Source organism: Paraherbaspirillum soli, from assembly GCF_042654985.1.
GTDB classification, from domain to species: domain Bacteria; phylum Pseudomonadota; class Gammaproteobacteria; order Burkholderiales; family Burkholderiaceae_D; genus Paraherbaspirillum; species Paraherbaspirillum soli.
The window spans coordinates 211220-234150 of the sequence record NZ_JBHSMT010000012.1; the positions used below are offsets into that span (position 1 = coordinate 211220).

Below are 22931 nucleotides of genomic sequence, written 5' to 3' on the forward strand. Positions count from 1 at the left end.
GCTCTTGTCGGGTTTAACTCGCCTGGCAAGAGCGATCGGTTTCATGCCGCGACCCAATTAGTTTGATCACGAAGCGAACAGTAGTCGCAGAGTTTCGTCCATGCATCCTGGCGCCCCGCCAGAAACTCTCGTCACCACAATCGCTTGCGAATCGCCATACAGCCGCTTATGGTATCGACCAGACTTCGCGCCACCATCCAAGCTCACAGGATTGGCGCGCCACAAACAAAAAACCCGCTTCAGCACTAGGCTATAAGCGGGTTCTTGTAAGTTCCAAGATTACTTGGAACATGTTCTTGGCGGAGACGGTGGGAGTCGAACCCACGATACAGGTTTAAGCCCATATGCTTCCTTAGCAGGGAAGTGCCTTCGACCACTCGGCCACGTCTCCACACTTATTGCAGCTTTACAACTGTGCTGCAGCAAGGTCACGAATAATAACTTCTCATACGGATTTGGTCAATAAACCTAAGCCATTCTGACCAAAATTTTTTAAAAAAATTTTAAATCAGGCGTTTTCCAGGCCAAAAGCCTTGTGCAAAGCACGTACTGCCAGTTCCATATACTTCTCGTCGATCAGTACCGAGATCTTGATTTCGGAGGTCGAGATCATTTGAATATTGATGCCCTCTTCCGACAAGGTGCGGAACATTTGCGACGCGATGCCAACGTGGCTACGCATGCCGACGCCGACCACCGATACCTTCGACACCTTGGCGTCGCCGGTGATGCTGGCCGCACCGATGTTCGCCTTGACCTTGTCGTTCAACACATCCATCGCCTTGGTATACTCGCCGCGCGGAACGGTGAAGGTGAAGTCGGTTTTGCCGTCGACCGACTGATTCTGGATGATCATGTCGACTTCGATGTTGGCATCAGCAACTGCGCCGAGAATTTGGTAGGCAATACCGGGACGATCGGGCACGCCGAGTACGGTAATTTTCGTCTCATCGCGATTGAACGCGATGCCGGTAATGGTGGCTTGTTCCATCTTGGTATCTTCCTCAAACGAAATCAGGGTGCCCGAAACGGACTCTTCTTCCAATGGCATTAACGGGTCGGTCAACGATGACAACACCCGCGTTGGCATCTTGTAGTTGCCGGCGAATTCGACCGAGCGAATTTGCAGCACTTTGGAGCCCAGCGATGCCATCTCCAGCATTTCTTCAAATGTGACCGTCTTCAAGCGGCGAGCTTCCGACACGACCCGTGGATCGGTGGTGTAGACGCCGTCGACATCGGTGTAAATCAGGCATTCTGCGGCTTTCAGTGCGGCCGCAACCGCTACCGCCGAGGTATCCGAGCCGCCACGACCCAGGGTCGTGATATCGCCATCGTCATTCACGCCTTGGAAACCGGTGATGATGACCACCTTGCCAGCGTCCAGATCGCGCCGCACCTTGGCGTCGTCAATCGAACGGATGCGTGCCTTGGTGTAGGAGGAATCGGTTTTGATCGGAACCTGCCAGCCGGCATAGGAAACCGCCTGCTTGCCGATTGCCTGCAATGCCATTGCCAGCAATGCCACCGAAGCCTGCTCGCCGGTAGAAGCCAGCATGTCGAGTTCACGCGGGTCGGGTTGCTCGCTAATTTCTTTAGCCAGACCCAGCAGGCGATTGGTTTCACCGGACATCGCGGAAGGCACCACGACGATTTGGTGGCCGGCGTCATGCCATTTGGCGACGCGCTTGGCAACATTCTTGATGCGCTCGGTCGAGCCCATCGAAGTGCCGCCGTATTTGTGGACAATTAAAGCCATATGGAGTGGAAAGTGGGCTCAAAAATGATGCAAGAAAAATAAAAGCAGCCCTGTACTCTACTCGTTAAGGCGCGTCGTGACAAGAGGCCGAAACAAATCAAAACCAACTGCGCTTTGCAGTCTTTTAAGCTTTGTTCCGTTTTTGTTTTTCATTGCAATTTAGACGCCATCTAATTAGTTGAGGACAGAGTAATTCGCTGCGCTACGGCAGCTCTTAAACTCTGTCCCGCAATTGGTCAGCTTGTTGAGGACAGAGTAATTCGCTGCGCTACGGCGACTCTTAAACTCTGCCCCGCAATTAGTCAGCTTGTTGAGGACAGAGTAATTCTGTCGCGCTGCGGTGGCTTTAAAATTCTTTCCCGCGGCCGCTTTTCATTGCAATTTATACGTCTTATCTGATCAGTTGGGGACAGAGTAATTCGCCACGCTGCGGTGGCTCTTAAACTCTGTCCCGCAATGGAATTTAATTAGCCTGCCAGCGGAAGACAATATGCGCCCCCGGCGTCGGCGCCAGATGATGACAATCCATGCCGATACCGGCTGCGAACAGCAACTGCTTGGCGCTGCTCACCAGCGGCAAACGCTCGCGCTCCCAGGCCGGCACATCACATGCCTGATAGTGATATTTCAAGCTTTTGGTCGGGCGGTTAAGCGCCAGTTTCATGCGTTCGCCGCCGCGACGATATTGCAGTTGCAATGGCTGCTCACGCAGCCAGTCCGCAGCAATGCCCTGCTCCGCCACGTCGAAATGCATAACGCCGCCGTATGCAGGGAAATGCATCTCGCTTTCACCGCTCCAGCGGAAAATCTGCGGCTCCATCTCGGATCGGTCGGCATCGTCGCGCGGTGTCAGGAACACCCGATTCCGATGGCGTCGAATATGGCAATCCGGATGCGTCACGCACAGCTGCGCATCGGCTTTCGCCTCCAGCAGCTGCTGCCGCATCTCGCTCAGCCAGGCACTGGAAGGCATGCGCAAACGGTGCAGTCCAAACCAGTAACGCAGCAAATTATCGATACGATCCGCACTCAACAGCCGTAAGCGATCCAGGTCTATGCATTCGCCATCGGCGCAAACAGCCATGTCTTGCGCAGCCAGTTCGATCAGGAGTTTTTGCCCCGATTGCATATGCCCGGCAGTGCGCGAAAAACGCTCCTGGAAACCGGAAAAATATTGCGCCAGCACCGGCATCACCTGATGCCGCAAGGCGTTGCGGGCATAACGTTGATCGTGGTTCGATTCGTCTTCGATATAGGCGATATGCTGACTGCCGCAGACCTCTTCCAGTGCCGCGCGCGACAGCTTCAGCAACGGTCGCGCCATCAGCAGCGCCGCATCCCCAAGCAGATCTGGGGCCGCATTCAAACTATCCATTCCGGACAAACCGGCAACGCCTGAGCCGCGCAACAGCTGCAACAGTACCGTCTCGGCCTGGTCGTCCAGATGATGTGCGGTCAACAGCAGCGGCACCCGATGCAGCCGGCATAACTCGCCCAGCGCCGCATAGCGACTGATACGGGCTGCTTCTTCGACACCGCTTTTGTCGGTATTGCCTAATTGAATCCGCCGCGCATCGAATTCCACGCCGAGCTTGGCGCATGCATCGCTGCAATGCGCGTGCCATTGATCGGCATTGGGACTAATGCCGTGATGGATATGAAATGCAAATAATTTGATGCCATGCGTGGCTGCATAGCGTGCCGCCAGATGCAACAGCACGGAAGAATCCAGTCCGCCGCTGTAAGCAATTGCCAGCTGCGGCGACTCGCCTGAAGCGGACTCGGATGAGACTGGAAAAACTTGCGCTGCAATACTTGCCAGCGCGCTTTCGAAGTGTTCGAAGGTACTTGTGGTTTGTTGCATTGAGAGGCTTATTCTGACGCCAGAACTTCCTTGAACTTACCGTAACTCATCAGTTTTTCATGACGCGCGGCCATCAGATCCTTGGTCTTGACGCCCTGGAATTGACGCAGCGTATCGGCCAGCGCGCGCTTCAGCAGCGACGCCATCTGTTTTGGATCGCGATGCGCGCCGCCCAACGGCTCGCTGACGATCTTGTCGATCAGGCCCACTGCCTTCAAGCGATGTGCGGTCAAGCCCAAAGCATCGGCAGCGTCGGCCGCGCGCTCGGCGGTTTTCCACAGGATAGAGGCGCAACCTTCCGGCGAAATCACCGAGTAAGTCGCATATTGCAACATCAGCACCGCATCGCCGACCGCAATTGCCAGCGCGCCGCCGGAGCCGCCTTCACCGATGATGGTGGCAATCAGCGGCACTTTCAGTTCCGCCATCGCGTACAGATTGTGGCCGATCGCTTCCGATTGCCCGCGCTCTTCCGCATCGATCCCCGGAAATGCGCCTGGCGTATCGACAAAGGTAAAGATCGGCAAGCCGAATTTTTCCGCGACTTTCATCAGGCGCAGCGCCTTGCGATAGCCCTCCGGCTTCGGCATGCCGAAATTACGCATTGCGCGTTCTTTGGTGTCGCGTCCCTTTTGATGACCGATCACCATGCATGCCTGGCCATTAAAGCGCGCCAGACCGCCGACGATCGACTGGTCGTCGGCATAAGTGCGATCGCCGTGCAACTCATGGAAATCGGTGAAGATTTCATTCACGTAATCCATCGTGTACGGCCGTTGTGGATGGCGCGCAATTTGCGCAACCTGCCAAGGCGTCAATTTTGCGTAGATATCCTTGGTCAACTGCTGGCTTTTTTTCGATAAGCGGTCGATTTCTTCCGAGATGTCGACTGCCGAATCGTCCTGCACGAAACGCAGTTCGTCGATTTTGGCGTCCAGCTCGGCAATCGGCTGTTCGAAGCCGAGAAATGTAGTTTTGCTCATTGTGTTCCTTTGATTTAAGCCGCCATCGCTACGTGAGATATCAATATTACTCAGCGATGGCTCAATATTCTAGCGGCACCGGGTCCAGACTGCGCCACAAATACCAGGTCGCTACGGTGCGCCATGGCTCCCAATTGGCGGATACCTCACGGGCATCGCTGCGCGATACCGGTTCGCCTGAAAAATAATTAACGCTAATTCCTTTGAGCAACCCGAGGTCGTCCAAAGGCAGGATATTCGGCCGGAGCAAATTAAATATCAAAAACATCTCGGCTGTCCAGCGCCCGATACCGCGAATTTGCGTCAAATCCGCGATAACTTCCTCATCTTCCATCTCACTCCACTGATCGGCGTGCACCCTTTTCGCCTTGAAGTGTTCGGCCAGATCGATAATATACTCGGCCTTGCGCTTGGACAAACCACATGAGGCCAATTGCTCGTTGCCGGCTTTCAGCACTTGCGCGGGGGTGCATTTGGGACAGACCAGCAAGAATTTTTGCCATACGGATTCAGCCGCCTTGACAGAAATTTGCTGACCAACAACAGAACGCGCCAGCGTTGTAAACGCCTCGCCACGACCGATCAGGTGCAAGTCGCCAAATTGTGGGATCAATTTGCGCATGATGCGGTCGCGCTTCATGAGTTCCACCTTGGCATCCTCCCAATATGCGGGCACGGAAAGCCTGGTATCGACATCAATCGCTTTTTGCATACGATTTACGCCCTTCGCCATTCAGTTTGACCACCCGGCTTGTCTTCCAGCAGGACGCCATCCGCCAGCAACTCGGCGCGGATCTTGTCTGCGGCAGAAAAGTCTTTGGCATTTTTGGCCGCCAGGCGAGCCGCGATTTTGAGTTGAATGTCTTGCTCGGACAGACCGGCTTGCGCAACACCGTCATCACCGCCTGCCACGCGCCCCTTCAGGAAATCCTCTGGATGCCGTCCCAGTAAACCGATTACCCCGGCCAAGCCCAGCAACTGCCGCGCCAGTATCGGCGATTTGGTTTTATTCACTTCATTGGCCAGGTCGAACAGCGCTGATATCGCTATCGGCGTATTGAAATCGTCATTCATCGCTTCGGCAAAGCGCGCCGCATGCGTCTCGCTCCAATCCAGCGCCAAACCGTCCGCAGCTACCTCTTTCAGCGCCGTGTACAAGCGGGTCAACGCATGCTTGGCGTCGTCCAGGTGCGCATCCGCATAATTCAACTGACTGCGGTAATGGGCTCGCAGGATAAAGAAGCGCACCACTTCCGGGTCGTAGTTTTTCAATACGTCGCGAATCGTGAAGAAGTTGCCGAGCGATTTCGACATCTTTTCATTGTCGATGCGAATGAAGCCATTGTGCATCCAGTAGTTGACGAACTGATGACCATGCGCGCCTTCCGACTGCGCGATTTCATTTTCATGATGCGGAAACTGCAAATCCTGGCCGCCGCCGTGAATATCAAATTGCTCGCCTAGCAAATGCTCTGCCATCGCCGAACATTCGATATGCCAGCCGGGCCTGCCCTGGCCCCAGCGCGAGTCCCATTTGACTTCGTCCGGCTCGGCCTGTTTCGACGCCTTCCACAACACGAAATCGAGCGGATCGCGCTTGCCCAGATTGACGTCAACCCGTTCGCCGGCGCGCAAGTCATCGAGCGATTTGCCGGACAGCTTGCCGTAACCGGCAAAATCCCGCACCGAATAATTGACGTCGCCGTCGCTGGCCTGATACGCCAGGCCATTGCGCTCAAGCTTGTCGATCAATCCCAGCATTTGCGGCACAAAGGCGGTAGCGCGCGGCTCAAGATCCGGTTTTTGCACGCCGAGCGCGGCTGCATCCTCATCCATCGCCTGAATGAAACGTGTCGTCAACTGCGAAATCGTTTCGCCATTCTCCACCGCGCGCTTGATGATTTTGTCGTCGATATCGGTGATATTGCGCACGTAGGTGACCTCGAAACCCGACTGCCGCAACCAGCGCTGCACCATGTCGAACACCACCATCACGCGCCCGTGACCCAGATGGCAATAGTCGTAAACCGTCATGCCGCACACGTACATGCGGACCTTGCCCGGCTCGATCGGAGAAAACGGCTGCTTCTCACGCGCCAGCGTGTTGTATATTTTTAGGTCGCTCATGGGAAGTTACTGGTTAAGGCACAGAAGTTATTGCACGCTGTCCTGACCATCAACGCACGCTCTTTACTATTAGTACGCGAGGTCAATGCAACAAGGTCGCCAAAACTCTTTTGCAATGCTTATTTTGATAAAATGCTGCTTTTCGCCGAAGTATATCACTGCTCAAAAGCGAATTCGCACCACTTACTTCAAGGAATTTTTATGCATCGTACACATTCTTTAACGCGCCGCAAATTTGTTGCCGTACTTGCTTCTGTCCTGGCAGCAGCGTCTTTGTCCAGTAGCCCCGCGATGGCCAATGCGGCCGACAAGCCGCACGTTTTACTGAAGACCAACATGGGCGATATCGTGCTTGAACTGAATCCGGAAAAAGCACCGAAAACAGTTAAGAATTTTCTTAACTACGTCAAGAGCGGCCATTACAACGGCACCATCTTCCATCGCGTGATCGAAAACTTCATGATCCAGGGTGGCGGCTATGACAAGGAGATGCATGAAAAGCCGGCGCCTAACAAAGTCGAGAACGAAGCCAAAAACGGCCTCAAAAACAGCATCTACAGCGTCGCCATGGCACGCACCGCCGATCCGCAATCGGCCAGTGCGCAGTTTTTCATCAACACCGTAGACAATGAATTCCTCAACTATCCGGGTCGGGACGGCTGGGGTTACGCGGTATTCGGCCAGGTCATCAAAGGCAGCGAAGTGGTCGACAAAATCAAGAAAGTAAAGACCGGCTTCCAGGATGTTCCGACGCAACCGGTTGTGATTGAATCGGCTACCGTCACGAAGTAAGCGGCGGCATATTTTTCTGAATTAATTGAGATGGAGGAAATTTAGTTGCTCGCCATGTTTTGGCGTGCTTAAATCCTGCCCCTCAATTGTTTTACCTTGTGATTTGCACGTTGTATCTAGTCAGTTGAGGACAGAGTAATTCGCCACGCTGCGGTGGCTCTCAAACTCTGTCCCGCAATTATTATTAATTTCCCAAAGGACCCATCATGGCAGTCATCCTCACCACCAACCTTGGTCAGATCAAGATCGAACTGGACGCTGAAAAAGCGCCGAAGACAGTCGAAAACTTTCTGGCGTACGTCAACGCCGGTCACTACAGCGGCACGATTTTTCATCGTGTGATTCCTGGCTTCATGGTGCAAGGCGGCGGTTTTGAGCCAGGCATGAAGCAAAAGCCAACCAACGCACCAGTCGAGAACGAAGCCAAGAACGGCCTCAAGAACGAACCGTACACGCTGGCGATGGCCCGCACCTCGGACCCGCATTCCGCTTCCGCGCAATTCTTCATCAACGTCAAAAACAACAGCTTCCTCGACTATCCAGGCCAGGACGGCTGGGGCTATTGCGTGTTCGGCAAAGTAACCGAAGGCACCGACGTCGTCGACAAGATCGAGAAAGTCAAAACCACCCGCAGCGGTATGTTTGCCGACGTCCCGGTGGATGCTGTCATTATCGAAAAAGCGGAAGTGGTTTAATCGACCGCACGCAACCGATAACAACCGACACCTTATGACAGCCTCAGTCTCGACCACATCCGCGCCGCCGGCAGTAGCGCTTTTCATCTCCGACCTGCATCTTCAGGAGGCGCACCCGCGCACCACGCAAGCGTTTTTAGATTTCCTGCAAACGCATGCGCTGCGGGCGCAGCAATTGTATTTACTGGGCGATTTGTTCGAGTACTGGGCTGGCGACGACGATCTGGAGACGCCATATAACCGTCACGTCGCCGATGCGATTCGCCGAGTCAGCGATGCCGGCGTGCAGGTGTTCTGGATCGCCGGCAATCGCGACTTTCTGGTCGGCGACATTTTCGCGCAAGCGGCCGGTCTGCGCCTGTTGCCGGATCCATCGGTGCTGACCATAGGCGGCCGCCGCTTGGCGGTCGCGCATGGCGATGCGCAATGCACCGATGACCTCGCGTACATGGCGTTTCGCGCGCAAGTGCGGCAACCGCAATTTCAGCAGCAATTTCTGGCGCAGCCGCTAGCGCAGCGCAAGGCGTTTATCGCCGGCGTGCGTAAGGAGAGCCGCGAAGAACAGCGTCACAAATCGGATCAAATCATGGATGTGAATCCGGGCGCAATCAACGCCCTGTTCGATGCCACCGCCAGCGACACCTTGATCCATGGTCACACCCATCGGCCGGCACGACATGTGGATATCGTCGGCGCCGCGACCAGGACCCGTTATGTATTGTCCGACTGGGAATACGACGTCGAGTCGCCGCGCGGCGGCTGGATTGCGATCGACGCTCATGGCGTGATTCGACGCTTTGCGCATGATGGCAACGAGCTGATCGATTGAGCAAGGCACGACCCGCAGCATTGCTTCACTTACCGTAACAATCACCCGATTGTCATCCCAAGGCTACTCCCGATCTGCGGCTACCCCCGCACGAACCTGGCGAGATAGCCTGCCGTCCGCCACAACCGGACCTTGATCGAATCAGCGCCTGAAGCGCGCCGAACGCCGTTCGCCGCGCCCCGGAAAATATCTCCCGCTCGATCCGATCGAACTTTCTTACCCTTTTTCGACTCGACTGGTTTATCGTATTTCGCTAGAAATCAATTAGCGCAACACAATGATCCAGACCATCATTGACAGCTTATCCCCAGCGACCCGAACCTCGGAACTCGCTTGTCGTTGGCAAACCACAGGAGAGCAAGCACGTGAAGCATTGGACTATTCGCAAACGAATACTGGGCAGCTTTGGCATCATCCTGGCGCTGATGGGATTCATGGCCGCTACCGCATATCAAAAGCTGGTCACCATCGACCAGGAAACCAACAGCTTCCAGGTCGACTCCATCCCCGGCCTGTATTTGAGCATCGCCATTCGCGCGGCGTGGTATGAAAACTACTTGCTGACACAACAGGTGGTGGCGATTGACGAGACGGAAGACAAGCGCAACCTGGACCTCGCGGATTTGCAGGCGAACACCGAAAAGCTGGACAAATTATTGGCCGATTACGAGAAAACCATCGTCCTGCGCGAAGACCGGAGCAATTTCGACGACTTCAAGGAAGCCCGGCTGCGCTACATAAAAATCTTGTCCAACATATGGAAACTGGACGAGGCGAAAAAAAATGCGCAAGCGCGCAGCATGCTGTTCGAGCAGCTCCACCCCGTGTGGCAAAAGGCGCGCGGCATGACCAGGCAAATGAGCGAATTCAACCAGCAACGGGCGGAAAATTCAGCGGAAAAAATCAACGCCTCGGTCACCATCGCGCAGACCAGCTTGCTGGTGACGCTATTGATCGCACTAATCGTCGCACTGCTGTGCGGCTATTTCCTGCTGCGGGCGATTACACGCCCTATGGCGACGCTGGTGGCGACCTTGACCACCCTCCGTTCCGGCGACCTGTCGCAGCGCCTTAATCTCGACCGCCACGACGAATTCCAGGCGCTGGAAGTCGGCCTGAATCGGATGACCGACGAATTGAGCGGTCTGGCCGGGCAAGCGCAGAGATCGGCGCTGCAAGTCAGCACCTCGGTGGTCGAAATTGCAGCCACTGCCAAACAACAGCAAGCCACAGCCAACGAAACCGCCGCCACCACCACCGAAATCGGCGCCACTTCACGCGAGATTTTTGCCACTTCGCGCGACCTGGTGCAAACCATGAACGAAGTTTCATCCGGCGCCGAGCAAGCCGCCAGGCTGGCCGGCACCGGGCAAGTCGGCCTGACCCAGATGGAAGACACAATGCATCATGTGATGGACGCCGCCGGCTCGGTCAACGCCAAGCTCGCGATCCTGAACGAAAAGGCCGGCAACATCAATCAGGTCGTCACCACCATCGCCAAGGTGGCCGGGCAAACCAATCTGCTATCGTTGAACGCCGCCATCGAAGCAGAAAAGGCCGGCGAATACGGCCGTGGATTTTCGGTCGTGGCGACTGAAATCCGACGCCTGGCCGACCAGACCGCGATCGCCACCTACGACATCGAACAAATGGTCAAGGAAATCCAGTCAGCGATATCGGCCGGCGTGATGGGGATGGACAAATTCTCCGAACAAGTACGGCGCGGCATCGCCGATGTCCAAAGCGTCGGCAACCAGCTGGCGCAAATCATCCAGCAAGTGCAGGCGCTGGCGCCGCGCTTCCAGGCGGTCAATGAAGGTGTGCAGACCCAGGCCATCGGCGCCGAGCAAATCAATCAGGCGCTCGGCCAATTGAACGACGCTGCGCAACAAACGGTCGAATCGCTGCGTCAGTCGAGCCAGGCGATCGACGAACTGACGCTGACCGCCAACGGCTTGCGCAATGGCGTGTCGCGCTTCAAGCTGCAAGCTTGAAGCAGGTGCGCAGCACGTTGTGCGGATTCACTGCTGCTCCGTTGCGATAATCCCGCTATCGCAACGGGTTACGTTGCGACTCCACCACTTACAACGCATTACCAGTCCATAACCACAGGCCACACATGCTTTTTCTCCTGTTCTGCATCGGCAAAGATCATTACGCGCTGGACACCGGCCAAGTGGCGGCGGTGTTGCCACTGGTCGAGCTCAAGCAGATTCCGGCAACGCCGGCATGGGTGGCCGGCATCTTCAGCTATCGCGGCCAGAACGTACCGGTGATCGACCTCAGCCAGCTTGCGCTCGGCCATCCCGCGCAACGCCGTCTGAGTACCCGCACGGTGCTGGTGCATTACCCGGCGCCGGGTCCGAATAGCCGGCTGCTCGGATTGCAACTCGAACAGGCCAGCGCCACCATGCGCCGCGATCCGGCTGAGTTCCGCGACAGCGGCTTCGATCACGATCATGCCCGTTATCTGGGGCCGGTATGCGACGATCCGCGCGGCATGATTCAATCGGTGCGGGTCCGGGATCTGCTGCCGGACGCGGTCCGGGCACAGCTGTTCCCACCTCGAATGGAGCAATAATGCCGCTGGCCAGATTCGAGGATTTTCTAAAACGCTCGATGGGACTCGATGTTCGATCGGTCGGACCAGCCATGCTGGAAAGAGTCTTGCAAGAACGGCTGGCCGGCAGCGCCAGCAGCGACCTCGACGCCTACTGGGATTTCTTGCACAGCTCCGACAGCGAGCAGCAGCAGTTGATCGAGGCGATGATCGTGCCGGAAACCTGGTTCTTCCGCAATCGGGAAGCGTTCGCCGCAATGACCCAACTGGTCCGGCAGCAAACTTCGTTCAATGCCGCCCGGCCGTTGCGCATCCTCAGCCTGCCCTGCTCCAGCGGCGAAGAACCCTACTCGATCGCCATGGCCTTGCTGGATGCGCAAATGCCGGCCTCGCACTTCCACATCGATGCGGTCGACATCAACCGCCAGGCCGTCGCCACCGCGCGCCAGGCGATCTATGGAAAAAATTCGTTTCGCGGCGACCAACTGGATTTTCGCGAACGTTACTTCGCGCCGACGGACCAGACTTATGCGCTGTCGGACGCGGTGCGCCAGCAAGTCCGGTTCATGCACGGCAATCTGTTTGCCGACGATTTGCTGGCGGCAGAACCGCCCTACGACATCCTGTTTTGCCGCAATGTGCTGATCTATTTCGACCGTGCCACGCAACAGCGTGCGATTGCGCTGTTGCTGCGACGGCTAACTGCCGACGGCCTGTTATTTGTCGGTCCGGCCGAGACCGCTATGCTGCGACAGCATCCAATGACGCCGATCGGGATCCCGCTAAGCTTCGCGTTTCGCCGGCACACCGCGGCCGTACCGATGCCGATTGCAGCACATAGAGACAGCACGCCGCCGGCAAGCCGGCCGGCGTCGCTGCCGCTGTCACGCCCGAGACGGCCGGCGCCGGCGGCCCCGGCAGTAGTCGCTGCGCCGCGCCAGGACGGCGACCTCGACCGGGCGCGCACGTTGGCCGATCAAGGCCGCCTGGACCAAGCCGCGCAGCTGTGCCAACAGCTGATCCGGCAGCATGGAGGGTCAGCCGCCGTCTACTATCTGCTGGGCGTGATTCACGATGCCGCCGACCGCAAACAAGACGCTGCGCAATGCTATCGCAAAGTCTTATACCTGGAACCCGCGCACGTCGGCGCGCTGGCACAACTGGCCGCCTTGCTGCACGCGCAGGGCGATGTTGCCGGCGCCGAGTTATTGCAGCGACGGGCCGAACGCTCAAGCGCACAACATCAGCCATAAACAGCGATGGCCCTGAACTCTCCACCACGGCGGTCGATCAGCGCCAGCCAGACTGATGCCGGACACTTACCTTGCGAGCAGCCATGAGTCAACCTCCATATGTTCACCCCGCAGATCTTCCAGCATCGGACCCCCGCGCCGCAAGCGCCGCCTTGTCGATTGACGACTGCTGGAATCGGATCGGCGTTCGCGGCGATGCTTCATGCCCGCAATTGCCGCAGCATATCGATTGCCGCAACTGCCCAGTCCAGTCCCGCGCCGCGGTCGACCTGCTCGATCGGCTGCCGGCCGACGCCGCGCCCGCCAACGGCGAACCTGCCCCGCACCTGCACCACCATGCGGACGGCGAGTTCCACTCCTGGCTGCTGTTCCGCCTGTGTCAAGAGTGGCTGGCTTTGCCGACCGTCCTGCTGGAAGAAGTCGCCGAGCAGCGCGTCATCCACTCGCTCCCGCATCGCCGCAGCCCCATCGTGTCGGGCCTTGCCAACATCCGCGGCACGCTGGTGGTCTGCGTCTCGCTGGCCGCGCTGCTAGGGATAGCCGACAGCCATGCCGCACCATCCGCCGCCGCTCATCAACGCATGCTGGTGGTCAGGCGCGACGGCCAGACCACCGCTTTCGGGGTCGATGAAGTTCATGGCACGCTGCGGGTCGCTGAAACGGCATACAAGGCGGTGCCGACCACCTTCGATCATGGCACAGCGCATTTCACGCATGCGGTGATGGCGTGGAACGACAAAACAGTCGGCTTGCTGAATGAAGAACGGCTGTTTCACGCACTCGACCGGAGTCTGGCATGAGCGCCGACCGATTGCGCGACGCCTCCATGCTCGACTTGTTCCGGCTGGAGCTCGATACCCAAGCCCAGATCATCAGCAACGGTCTGCTCGCGCTGGAACGCGCACCCTCGGCCGACTTGCTTGAAGCATGCATGCGCGCCGCCCACTCGATCAAGGGAGCGGCCCGCATCGTCGGCCTGCAGGCCGGCGTCGATGTGGTGCATGTGATGGAAGATTGTCTGGTCGCCGCGCAACAAGGACAACTGGAGCTCGGACCGCAACGCATCGATCAACTATTGCGCGGCGTCGATCTGCTGCTGCGGATAGGTGCGACTGCGCCCGACCAGGATGCCTGGCAAACAGGTCCAGGCCGCGAGCAAATCAACGCCTTCCTGCATGGCTTGCAGCGTAGCCTGAGCGAGCCGGACGCAGCGCAAACTGTGGCGCCGACAACGATGGATGGCGCCAGCAACACCGGCGATAGCCGGCCAATCGGCGGCGACCGCATGCTGCGCGTCACCGCCGCGCATTTGAACCGGCTGCTTAGCTTATCCGGCGAATCGCTGGTGGAGTCGCATCGGCTAGCCTCTTTCAACGCTGCGCTGCTGCGCCTGAAACGGCTGCAGCACAATACCGCGCATTCGCTCTCGCTGTTGCAGCAGACATTGCAAGATAGCGCGCCGGAGGCAGCCCGCCTGGACGTGCTGAGAACACTGCGGCAGCAGTTCGCCCAAAGCCAGGACATGCTGGCGCAACAATTGGCCGAGCTCGAATCATTTGAACGCCGCCACAGCAGCCTGTCGCAGCGTCTATACGATCAGGCGCTAGCCTGTCGCATGCGGCCGTTCACCGATCGGGTACGCGGTTATGCGCGCACCGTGCGCGATCTTGGGCGCGCGCTGGGCAAACAGGTACGGCTCGACATCAGCGGCGAAGCTACCCAGGTCGATCGCGACATCCTGGAACAACTGGATGCGCCGCTGGTGCACTTGCTGCGCAATGCGCTCGACCACGGCATCGAGCTGCCGCAACAGCGCTTGGCCGCCGGCAAATCCGAAGCAGGCACGATCCGGCTAAGTGCGCGCCACAATGCCGGGCTGCTGCAGATCGACGTCAGCGACGACGGCAACGGCATCGACCTGGAGCAACTGCGCCGCGCCATCATCCAGCGCGGCCTGGTCGACCAAGCTACCGCAGCCCGGCTCAGCGATGCCGAACTGCTCAACTTCCTGCTGCTGCCCGGCTTCAGCATGCGCGCCACGGTGACCGAGATCTCCGGACGCGGGGTCGGCCTGGATGTGGTCCACAACATGCTCAAACAAATGCGCGGCACAATCCAGATTTTCAACCAACCGGGCCACGGCATGCACTTCCAGTTGCAGCTGCCGCTGACGCTGTCGGTAGTACGCTGCCTGCTGGTCGAGATCGGCGGCGAACCTTACGCGCTGCCGCTGGCCAGCGTCAATCGCACCCTGGCATTGGAGCAGGAACAGATCGCACTGCTTGAAGGACGCCAGCATTTTTCTTTTGAAAATCGTCAAATCGGCCTGGTTTCAAGCTGTCAGATCTTGCAAAAAAGCGAGGCCGCGGCAGCTGACCGCAGCATCCCGGTGGTCCTCATCGGCAGCCATGCGCAAACCTACGGCTTGCGGGTCGACCGTTTGCTGGGCGAACACATGCTGGTGCTGCAAGCGCTCGACCCGCGCCTGGGCAAAATCAAGGACGTCGCGGCGGCGGCCGTCATGGAAAACGGTGCGCCGGTGCTGATCCTGGATGTCGAGGACATGCTGCGCTCGGTAGAAGAGCTGATTGCTCACGGCCAGCTCGACCGCGTGCAGCACCACAGCCAGCCCGGCAGTCAGCCGCCGCAGCCGGGCAAGCGCATCCTGGTGGTGGACGACTCGCTCACCGTGCGCGAACTGGAACGCAAGCTGCTCAGCAACCGGGGTTATGCGGTGCGGGTCGCGGTAGACGGCATGGATGGCTGGAACGCGCTGCGCAGCGAGCAGTTCGACCTGGTGATGACCGATGTCGACATGCCGCGCATGGATGGCATCGAACTGGTCACGCTGATCAAGAACAGCCCGCAGTTGAAGGCTATCCCGGTCATGATCGTGTCTTACAAGGACCGGCCGGAAGACCGGCAGCGCGGGCTGGATGCCGGCGCCGACTACTATCTGGCCAAAGCCAGTTTTCACGACGACACGCTATTGCAAGCGGTACTGGACCTGATCGGCGAGGCGCAAACATGAAGATCGGCATCGTCAACCATGCCGTGCCAGCGGTCGAAGCCATGCGCCGCACGCTGGCGCAGCGCCAGGAACACGAAATCATCTGGATCGCCAACGACGGCAGGCGTGCCATCGAATTGTGCGCCTGGCGCCGGCCGGACCTGATCCTGATGGACCTGGCGATGCCGCTGCTGGACGGCATAGCCGCCACCCGCCACATCATGCAGCACACGCCATGCGCGATCCTGATCGTCAGCGCCAATCTGGGCGCCGATGCCGTCGCCGCCCGCGCTGCCATGGACTGCGGCGCGCTGGATGCGATCGACGCACCCGCAGCATGGAGCGGCAGCAACGATGGCTTGCTGAACAAGATCGACGCCATCAAAAAGCTGATCGTGCAACCCCAGTCCGCCGCCGTCGGCGCCATCCCGGCCAGCCCTGCCGAACCGGCGCAAAAATCCGAAACACCGGACAGCAGCTGCCTGGTGGCGATCGGCGCCTCCGCCGGCGGGCCGGCCGCGCTGGCGGCCCTGCTGTCGCAACTGCCCGCCGATTTTCCGGCTGCCATCGTCGTCGTGCAGCACGTCGATGCACAGTTTGCCGCCGGCATGGCCGACTGGCTCGGCGGCCAATCGACGCTGCCGGTGCGGCTGGCGCGAGATGGCGACCGTCCGCTGCCCGCTACCGTGCTACTGGCCGGCACCGACAGCCATCTGTATTTGAAGCAGCCGTCGCAATTGGCTTACAGCGCCCAGCCCAGCAGCTACCCATACCGGCCGTCGATTGATGTTTTTTTCCAAAGCATCGCGCACTCTTGGGACGCCAAAGCGATCGGCATCCTGCTGACCGGCATGGGCCGCGACGGCGCGCTCGGCCTCAAAGCGATGCGCGACAAAGGCTACTACACGATCGCCCAGGATCGCCGGTCGAGCGCGGTATACGGCATGCCGAAAGCGGCAGCTATGCTGGATGCGGCGGTAGATGTCCTACCGCTGGAATGCATCGCGGCAAAGCTGCTGCGCGCACTCTACAAATAACCGAAGGTGTACCCAGCTATGGAGTCTCATATGCAGAATCAATTGAATCTCAACATCGAACAGCCGACCGACGACTATCCAGTGATGGTGCTGCTGGTGGACGATCAAGCCATGGTCGGCGAAGCCGTCCGCCGCGCCCTGGCGACTGAGCCCAACATCAATTTCCATTACTGCGCACAGCCGGAAGAGGCCATCACCGCCGCCAAAAAAACCAGGGCCACCGTCATCCTGCAAGACCTGGTGATGCCCGGCATCGACGGCCTGACGCTGGTGCGCCAGTACCGAGCCCATCCGGAGACCCGCAATATTCCCATCATCGTGCTGTCGACCCGGGAAGACGCCGCCACCAAAAGCGCCGCCTTCACCGCCGGCGCCAACGACTACCTGGTCAAACTGCCCGACACCATCGAACTGGTGGCGCGGATACGCTATCACTCGCGCTCCTACATGAACCTGCTGCAACGCGACGAGGCATATTGCGCGCTGCGGCAAAGCCAACAGCAACTGCTCGAAACCAATCTCGAACTGCAACGCCTGACCAATTCGGACGGCCTGACCGGACTGGCCAACCGGCGCTATTTCGACGAATACTTCAGCGCCGAATGGAAGCGCGCGGAACGCGAGCAGAGCATGCTGTCGCTGCTGATGATAGACATCGACGATTTCAAGCTCTACAACGACACCTACGGCCACCTGGCCGGCGATTCCACTCTCAAGCGGGTCGCCAGCACCATCGGCAGCTATGCCCGGCGTCCGGCCGATCTGGCGGCCCGGGTCGGCGGCGAGGAATTCGTGCTGGTGATGCCCACTACTTCCAGCGAGCATATGCGGATACTGGGCGAGAAACTGCAACTGGCGGTGTATTCGATGCAGATCGCACACAGCGTCTCCAGCAACGACGACCGGGTCACCGTCAGCGTCGGCGGCGCCACGGTCACGCCGCAACGCGACGCCTCCCTGCTCAACCTGATCGAAGCTGCCGACCGCGCGCTATACCGCGCCAAGCGCAGCGGCAAGAACCGAGTTGAAATCGCGGACTAAGAACTAGTGTAGTGTTTCGCAATTAGCGCCGGCGGTCGCTATTTAAGCGGCAGGATGATGTTCGCCACCAGACCGCCGGCGGCATGATTCGCCAATTGCAGTTGGCCGCCATGCGCCTGCACGATGTTGCGGGCGATGCCAAGTCCCAATCCCATCCCATGCACGTTCTGGTCGCGCCCGTGTTCCAGCCGCGTATACGGCTGGAACAGGCTGAGCAAGGCAGCTTCCGGCACCCCCGGCCCATGATCGCGGATCCGGATGTGGACGCTGTCGCCGCGTTCATCACCGCCGTTGCCGGCGATTTTTTCGACCGAGATTTCCACTTTTTCGCCGTAGTGCAGCGCATTGTCGAACAGATTGCCGATCGCGCGCTTCAGCGCCAGCGGCTTCGCCATCACAGTCAAGCCGCTGGCGACGAAGGCCACCTCATGCCCGGCCATGCGGGCGTCGCGGATCATCCGCTGGATCAAGGCATCGAGCCTGACTTCGGTTTTGTTTTCATGGATATCGCTATCCTTGACCGACTGCAAAGCGCCCTTCACCATCATGTCGAGCTCATCCAGATCCTCATGAAATTCAGCCCGCAGCGCATCGTCGTCCAGCAACTCGGTGCGCAATTTCAAGCGCGTGATCGGAGTCCGCAAATCGTGCGAAATCGAGACAAACAGCCGCTCGCGATCATCCAGGTAACGCTTGATCCGCTCCCGCATGGCGCTGAAGGCACGCGCGGTCTTGACGAACTCGCGGCTGCCGGTCTCCGGCAACTCGGGCACCGTTTCGCCCTTGCCGAACGCCTCCGCCGCATCCGACAGCGCCGCTAGCGGCCGCGTGGTCCAGCGCACCACCAGGATCGACAGCAGCAGCACCGTCGCCAGCGACAAACCTTGCAACAGCAGACGATCCAGCGACAACGGGTTGTCGCCATCCAGGAAATAAGGGTTCGGCATCAAGGCCGCCAGATACAGCCAGTTGCCCGGCTCCAGCTCGGCCTGGATCACCAGCACCGGTGCCGGATTGGGCTTGATCAGCAGGATGTGCTGGACCCAGCTGTCAGGCAGGTCCGTCACTTTCAGGCCATCGTTCGACACCGCCAGATCATTGGGCCAGGCAAACGCCAGCCGAAATCCGGGCAAGAAAGGCAGATCCTCTTTCAGCGTCGCGCCGACCTGCTCGACCACCCGGTCCGCCAGCGATTGCGCCGCGATCGGGTGGATGATCAGTGGTCCGCTATTGGCATTGACGAAAAAACGCGTGCCGCCCATTTCGCGCAATTGCTGGATCAAAATCGGCCGATAGTTGGCCGGCAAACTCATGTAAAACCGGATCGCGCCAGCAGCGCTGTGACCGAGATGCCGCGCCGCGACGCTGGCCTCGTTTTCGGATTTGCTGCGCAGTTGCGCGGCCCATATCAAGCCGCCCAGCAGTTGCGTCACCAGCACCCCGAACACCATCAGCACCGTCAAGCGGGCCAGCAATGTCGGCGGCAGCAAGCGGGTAAGCAAGCGGCTGTAGCGGGCAGACCAGGTGGATTCAGGCATGAGAAAGGTGATTAATGAAGCGGTTCAAATTGTGCGGCACAAGCACAGCCACTCGAAAACTGTGAGAAATAAAAATATTACTGCATCTCCAATTTTCTTCTTTTCGCTCGATAAATCATTTTTCCCCGCATCAATTTGCCAGTCGTCGTTACCATCCCTTCTCCATCGACAGTCATTGATTCATCCCAGTCGGCAACCAGCGTTAATTTCCCCTTTATATAACGATAGGTCTCCGCGTGGTGGCTGCAACAACTGCTTCGTGAAGCCGAGGAAATCGTGCGATTTTTGGAATTGATATCAAGTTGAGGCAGGCCCGAAAGCATTTCATCCAATGCGAATTTTTGCGTTTTAGGATCGAACAGGAAAATATTTTCAGTACTATTCGGCCCCGCACCGCCTGAACTTCCGAAAACCATAATATCCGGATAGCCATCGAAATTTGCATCGACAACGCTTAACATTTCTTCAGGACGTGAAAATCTGTTCGGATCGGAATAAAAATCGTAAATCATTTGCACCCGCCGGTTTGTCATGCGATTAATGACTTCAATGGCAACGGCAGTTTTGGCTTCGCTATCGGATTCGTCTTGGGTCTGCAAGGCAACCCGGAAGCGGTATTTGGGAAGCTTGGCTTTTTGGCCCACCCATTCCCCCTCGATCAAATCTTCGCGGCTTAACCATCCATGCAGGATTTCCCCATCCTGTTTCACGCTATCCACTTCATACCAATCCGGGTGCATTGCCGTGATTGCCACGAACTTGCCTTTTCCCACATTGGTATGGGCGGACGACTTACTGGATTGATGGTAGATGGATAAATCTTTTGTCAGATAAAAAATATCCTGATAGTTCTTAACCGCCTGTAATGAGAAATCGTCGTGGTAAAGCGTGGTGGCATAGTGATAGATGGAATATCCGTATGCCTCTCCAGAACAAGAAATAAGTATGCAGGCTATTTTCTCCTTGTCCGTAGGGGCACGCTGCGGCGGGATTTTTTCTTCACGAATCATTCTTTCGTCCGCCGCCCTTTCGATAGAAAATGCACTCTTTTCCGTCCTAAAAATGGGATTACCATTTGTGCAAAAAGGCTGACTTTCAGAATGACTATTCCAGTTTGGAAAAGCATAGGCGACACATAAATTATCGGCCGAACTTGAATCCCGATAATTCTCGTCCACCAAAAAAACTATTTTATTGGTATGCGATACATCATCCCTTGAGACCATCGCATAACTGATCTTTGCCGCCTTAGGTAAAGCATTGCTGAAATTTTTTGTGCTTTTTATAATTTTCGTATCAGCTTTACCAAGGTTCTGAATCGGTCTCTGCGACGGGGCATTTAACCGGTAAATCCCCGGAATTAATAATTCATCCGTATTTGCAGACGCAGTATTGATCAGGAAAAGATAAAGGATGAAGGCATGAATTTTCATATTCGAGAATTGGTTTCTAGATAAGCTGTAAGGCGAGTAGATGGAGATTCATACAGCAATCCCTGCCGCTAATGCGGGCATAGGCTCAATCAGCTTGGTATCCACCTGGATTTCATGGAAAACGCCGACCTGGGTAAAAGTCGTACCAAATAGGCAGTGCCTGGTTTCAATCCGGATATTGAATTGAAGCGGATGGTCATTGCGATGACACAAGAATGTCTTACCGGGGGTGAGAATGCCTGGCAACGGTATCCGAAAACCCAGGATGTCCCAGAAATAGCCGTCGCTGGTGAAATATAAATTGCCTTCGTGGACCTGCAAGACCAGCTTCATGCCCAAGCCCATGCCGACGTATTCCAGCACTTCGCCTTTCTCGCTTTCACGCATGTAAGACGTAAATTGGATCGGTTTGCGTCCATGCAAGCGATAGATGCGCTGCTTGAAAATGGAAGGGCAATCCGGTTTGCAATACACCTGGATATCGACCGGAAAATCGGCATCATCAAGAGGAATCAAAGCCCCGTGAAGCATGAGCTTTGTCAGATAGCCGAACAGTTTCCCGAGCCAGGAACTGCTCAATTCGCTGAGCATCCCGGTGTAATACAAGGGCTGGCCCGGTGCCGGATTCTTGGCAAAACGCGCCTGAATATCGGGATGAAGCTTTTGCCACTCCGGCCCAAGAATTTTTCTGAACAGTTCTCCCTCGGAGGGATGGCTTGCCGTGCTGTCGTTCATAGAGAGGCCGTAAAGTTTTTTGCGTTGATGCTGTTGCTCACCGTGCTGCCGTACGACTCAGGGTGTTGCAACATCGTCGCCCCGACATCGAGTCGTTGCCCAGCAGCAAAGGCGAGCATTCTACACCGACGTGATTTTGTGCGGGATGCGCGAGGAATGGGAGCTGGCGCAAGCGCGCAAATCGTAGGGCGGATGAGCGCAGCGTTATCCGCCATTGATGCGCCGCCTGCGATGGATTCGAGCCGGGTAACGGCGGAAGGCGCTGCGCTTTTCCGCCCTACGCGACTGCTGGCTGGCGAGCGAGATATTGAGCCATTCGATGCGCCGAAAACTGACAGCTCGGGAGGCCGGCCATTCCTGCTTCTTTGGCGGAACGTAGGGCGGATGAGCGCAGCGTTATCCGCCGCCGGATGTGCCGCATATGGTTGACGCATCCAAAACGGCGGAAGGCGCTGCGCTTTTCCGCCCTACGCTGTCGTTGTGTGCGGGGACACAGTAATTCGGCACGCTAGGGTGCCTCACAAACTATGTCCCCAATTAACTCTGTCGACCTGAACAACGCTCAAGAAACCACCACATCCGCCGCAAAAACATAGCCCGCCCCACGCACCGTCTTGATCAGGTGCGGGTCTTTGCCGCCGTCGTTCAGGCGCAGGCGCAGTTTGCTGATTTGGACGTCGAGCGAACGATCCAGCGGGCCGACGTCGCGGCCGCGGGTTTGTTCGCATAGCAAGCCGCGGTCCAATATGTCGCCGGGATGTTCGACAAAATATTTCAACAATTGGTAATCGAGCCCGGTCAGCGCCACTACCTGCCCGTGCGGGTCGGCCAGCGTGCGCTCCACCGTGTCCAGCGTAAAGCCGGTGAAGCGGTAATAGCGCGGTGCGGCGGCGTTGTCGATGCCGCTGCGGCGGTGGATGGCTTTGATCCGGGCCAGCAGTTCGCGCGGGCTGTAGGGCTTGGCCATGTAGTCGTCGGCGCCCAGTTCCAGCCCGACCACGCGGTCGGTTTCGTCGGAACTGGCAGTCAGCATGATGATCGGTACATTGGAGCGGTGCCGCACGGTTTTGCAAAGCGCGAAACCGTCGGTGTCGGGCAGCATCACATCCAGGATCACTAGCGACAAGGCATCGGCGTAGCGCTGGAACTCGGCCAGGAATGCCTCGCCGTTATGCGCCAGATGCACCTCGTATTGATTTTTTTCCAGATACGCTTTGAGCAGCGTGCGGGTCTTCAGGTCGTCGTCAACGATCAATATCTTGCGCATCATCCTGG

General features: G+C 57.6%; 19 protein-coding genes and 1 tRNA gene. 10 read left to right on the plus strand and 10 right to left on the minus strand.

The features are described 5' to 3' along the window. Positions 1 to 297 precede the first annotated feature (297 nt). From ACFPM8_RS07260 to cysS, 6 genes are all read right to left on the minus strand, one after another. Positions 298 to 391 (minus strand) — tRNA-Ser (locus tag ACFPM8_RS07260). A gap of 117 nt (positions 392 to 508) precedes the next feature. Then, positions 509 to 1759: an aspartate kinase gene (locus ACFPM8_RS07265; RefSeq protein WP_378996522.1), complete on the minus strand. Its 1251-nt coding sequence runs from the start codon at positions 1757 to 1759 to the stop codon at positions 509 to 511. A gap of 463 nt (positions 1760 to 2222) precedes the next feature. Beyond that, positions 2223 to 3623 carry a tRNA lysidine(34) synthetase TilS gene (gene tilS, locus ACFPM8_RS07270; RefSeq protein WP_378996524.1) on the minus strand — a complete coding sequence of 467 codons (1401 nt, stop codon included), beginning with the start codon at positions 3621 to 3623 and terminating at the stop codon, positions 2223 to 2225. A gap of 8 nt (positions 3624 to 3631) precedes the next feature. Continuing rightward, the gene (locus ACFPM8_RS07275; RefSeq protein WP_378996526.1) at positions 3632 to 4606 is read right to left on the minus strand and encodes an acetyl-CoA carboxylase carboxyltransferase subunit alpha; all 975 of its coding nucleotides are present in this window, start codon (positions 4604 to 4606) and stop codon (positions 3632 to 3634) included. A 61-nt stretch (positions 4607 to 4667) separates the two neighbouring features. After that, positions 4668 to 5318, minus strand: a complete 651-nt coding sequence (locus tag ACFPM8_RS07280; RefSeq protein ID WP_378996528.1) for a DNA-3-methyladenine glycosylase family protein — start codon at positions 5316 to 5318, stop codon at positions 4668 to 4670. A 5-nt stretch (positions 5319 to 5323) separates the two neighbouring features. Beyond that, positions 5324 to 6733, minus strand: coding sequence for a cysteine--tRNA ligase (cysS, locus tag ACFPM8_RS07285; protein WP_378996530.1), 1410 nt, complete (start codon positions 6731 to 6733; stop codon positions 5324 to 5326). A 201-nt stretch (positions 6734 to 6934) separates the two neighbouring features. Here cysS and ACFPM8_RS07290 point away from each other — a divergent pair, with 201 nt between their 5' ends. The 10 genes from ACFPM8_RS07290 to ACFPM8_RS07335 all read left to right on the plus strand — a co-directional run bounded on the left by ACFPM8_RS07290 (position 6935) and on the right by ACFPM8_RS07335 (position 17950). Further along, positions 6935 to 7525, plus strand: a complete 591-nt coding sequence (locus ACFPM8_RS07290) for a peptidylprolyl isomerase (protein WP_378996531.1) — start codon at positions 6935 to 6937, stop codon at positions 7523 to 7525. 206 nt (positions 7526 to 7731) lie between these two features. Beyond that, a complete protein-coding gene (locus ACFPM8_RS07295) occupies positions 7732 to 8220 on the plus strand; it encodes a peptidylprolyl isomerase (protein ID WP_378996533.1) in 489 nt (162 codons plus the stop codon). Between the two features lie 34 nt (positions 8221 to 8254). Next, positions 8255 to 9049, plus strand: a complete 795-nt coding sequence (locus ACFPM8_RS07300; RefSeq protein ID WP_378996535.1) for a UDP-2,3-diacylglucosamine diphosphatase — start codon at positions 8255 to 8257, stop codon at positions 9047 to 9049. A 365-nt stretch (positions 9050 to 9414) separates the two neighbouring features. Next, positions 9415 to 11043: a methyl-accepting chemotaxis protein gene (locus ACFPM8_RS07305; protein ID WP_378996537.1), complete on the plus strand. Its 1629-nt coding sequence runs from the start codon at positions 9415 to 9417 to the stop codon at positions 11041 to 11043. Between the two features lie 125 nt (positions 11044 to 11168). Beyond that, the gene (locus ACFPM8_RS07310) at positions 11169 to 11630 is read left to right on the plus strand and encodes a chemotaxis protein CheW (protein WP_378996539.1); all 462 of its coding nucleotides are present in this window, start codon (positions 11169 to 11171) and stop codon (positions 11628 to 11630) included. Then, positions 11630 to 12862 (plus strand): CheR family methyltransferase, encoded by a 1233-nt coding sequence (locus tag ACFPM8_RS07315; RefSeq protein ID WP_378996541.1) that lies wholly within the window; start codon positions 11630 to 11632, stop codon positions 12860 to 12862. The genes ACFPM8_RS07310 and ACFPM8_RS07315 overlap by 1 nt, the downstream gene beginning before the upstream one ends. A gap of 83 nt (positions 12863 to 12945) precedes the next feature. Continuing rightward, complete coding sequence (locus ACFPM8_RS07320; RefSeq protein WP_378996543.1) at positions 12946 to 13662, plus strand: chemotaxis protein CheW; 717 nt, start codon at positions 12946 to 12948, stop codon at positions 13660 to 13662. Beyond that, the gene (locus ACFPM8_RS07325; RefSeq protein WP_378996545.1) at positions 13659 to 15893 is read left to right on the plus strand and encodes a hybrid sensor histidine kinase/response regulator; all 2235 of its coding nucleotides are present in this window, start codon (positions 13659 to 13661) and stop codon (positions 15891 to 15893) included. The genes ACFPM8_RS07320 and ACFPM8_RS07325 overlap by 4 nt, the downstream gene beginning before the upstream one ends. Then, positions 15890 to 16909, plus strand: a complete 1020-nt coding sequence (gene cheB / locus ACFPM8_RS07330; protein ID WP_378996546.1) for a chemotaxis-specific protein-glutamate methyltransferase CheB — start codon at positions 15890 to 15892, stop codon at positions 16907 to 16909. Before ACFPM8_RS07325 ends, cheB begins: the two co-directional genes overlap by 4 nt. 30 nt (positions 16910 to 16939) lie before the next feature. Further along, the gene (locus ACFPM8_RS07335; RefSeq protein WP_378996548.1) at positions 16940 to 17950 is read left to right on the plus strand and encodes a diguanylate cyclase; all 1011 of its coding nucleotides are present in this window, start codon (positions 16940 to 16942) and stop codon (positions 17948 to 17950) included. A gap of 38 nt (positions 17951 to 17988) precedes the next feature. Here ACFPM8_RS07335 and ACFPM8_RS07340 read toward each other — a convergent pair whose 3' ends face one another. The 4 genes from ACFPM8_RS07340 to ACFPM8_RS07355 all read right to left on the minus strand — a co-directional run bounded on the left by ACFPM8_RS07340 (position 17989) and on the right by ACFPM8_RS07355 (position 22926). Next, positions 17989 to 19488, minus strand: coding sequence for an ATP-binding protein (locus tag ACFPM8_RS07340; protein WP_378996550.1), 1500 nt, complete (start codon positions 19486 to 19488; stop codon positions 17989 to 17991). A gap of 77 nt (positions 19489 to 19565) precedes the next feature. Continuing rightward, entirely contained in the window at positions 19566 to 20921 is a 1356-nt protein-coding gene (locus tag ACFPM8_RS07345; protein WP_378996552.1) for an XAC2610-related protein, read from the minus strand. 48 nt (positions 20922 to 20969) lie between these two features. Beyond that, positions 20970 to 21656, minus strand: coding sequence for a DUF4166 domain-containing protein (locus ACFPM8_RS07350; RefSeq protein ID WP_378996554.1), 687 nt, complete (start codon positions 21654 to 21656; stop codon positions 20970 to 20972). A gap of 562 nt (positions 21657 to 22218) precedes the next feature. Next, positions 22219 to 22926, minus strand: coding sequence for a response regulator (locus tag ACFPM8_RS07355; RefSeq protein ID WP_378996556.1), 708 nt, complete (start codon positions 22924 to 22926; stop codon positions 22219 to 22221). Positions 22927 to 22931 lie beyond the last annotated feature (5 nt).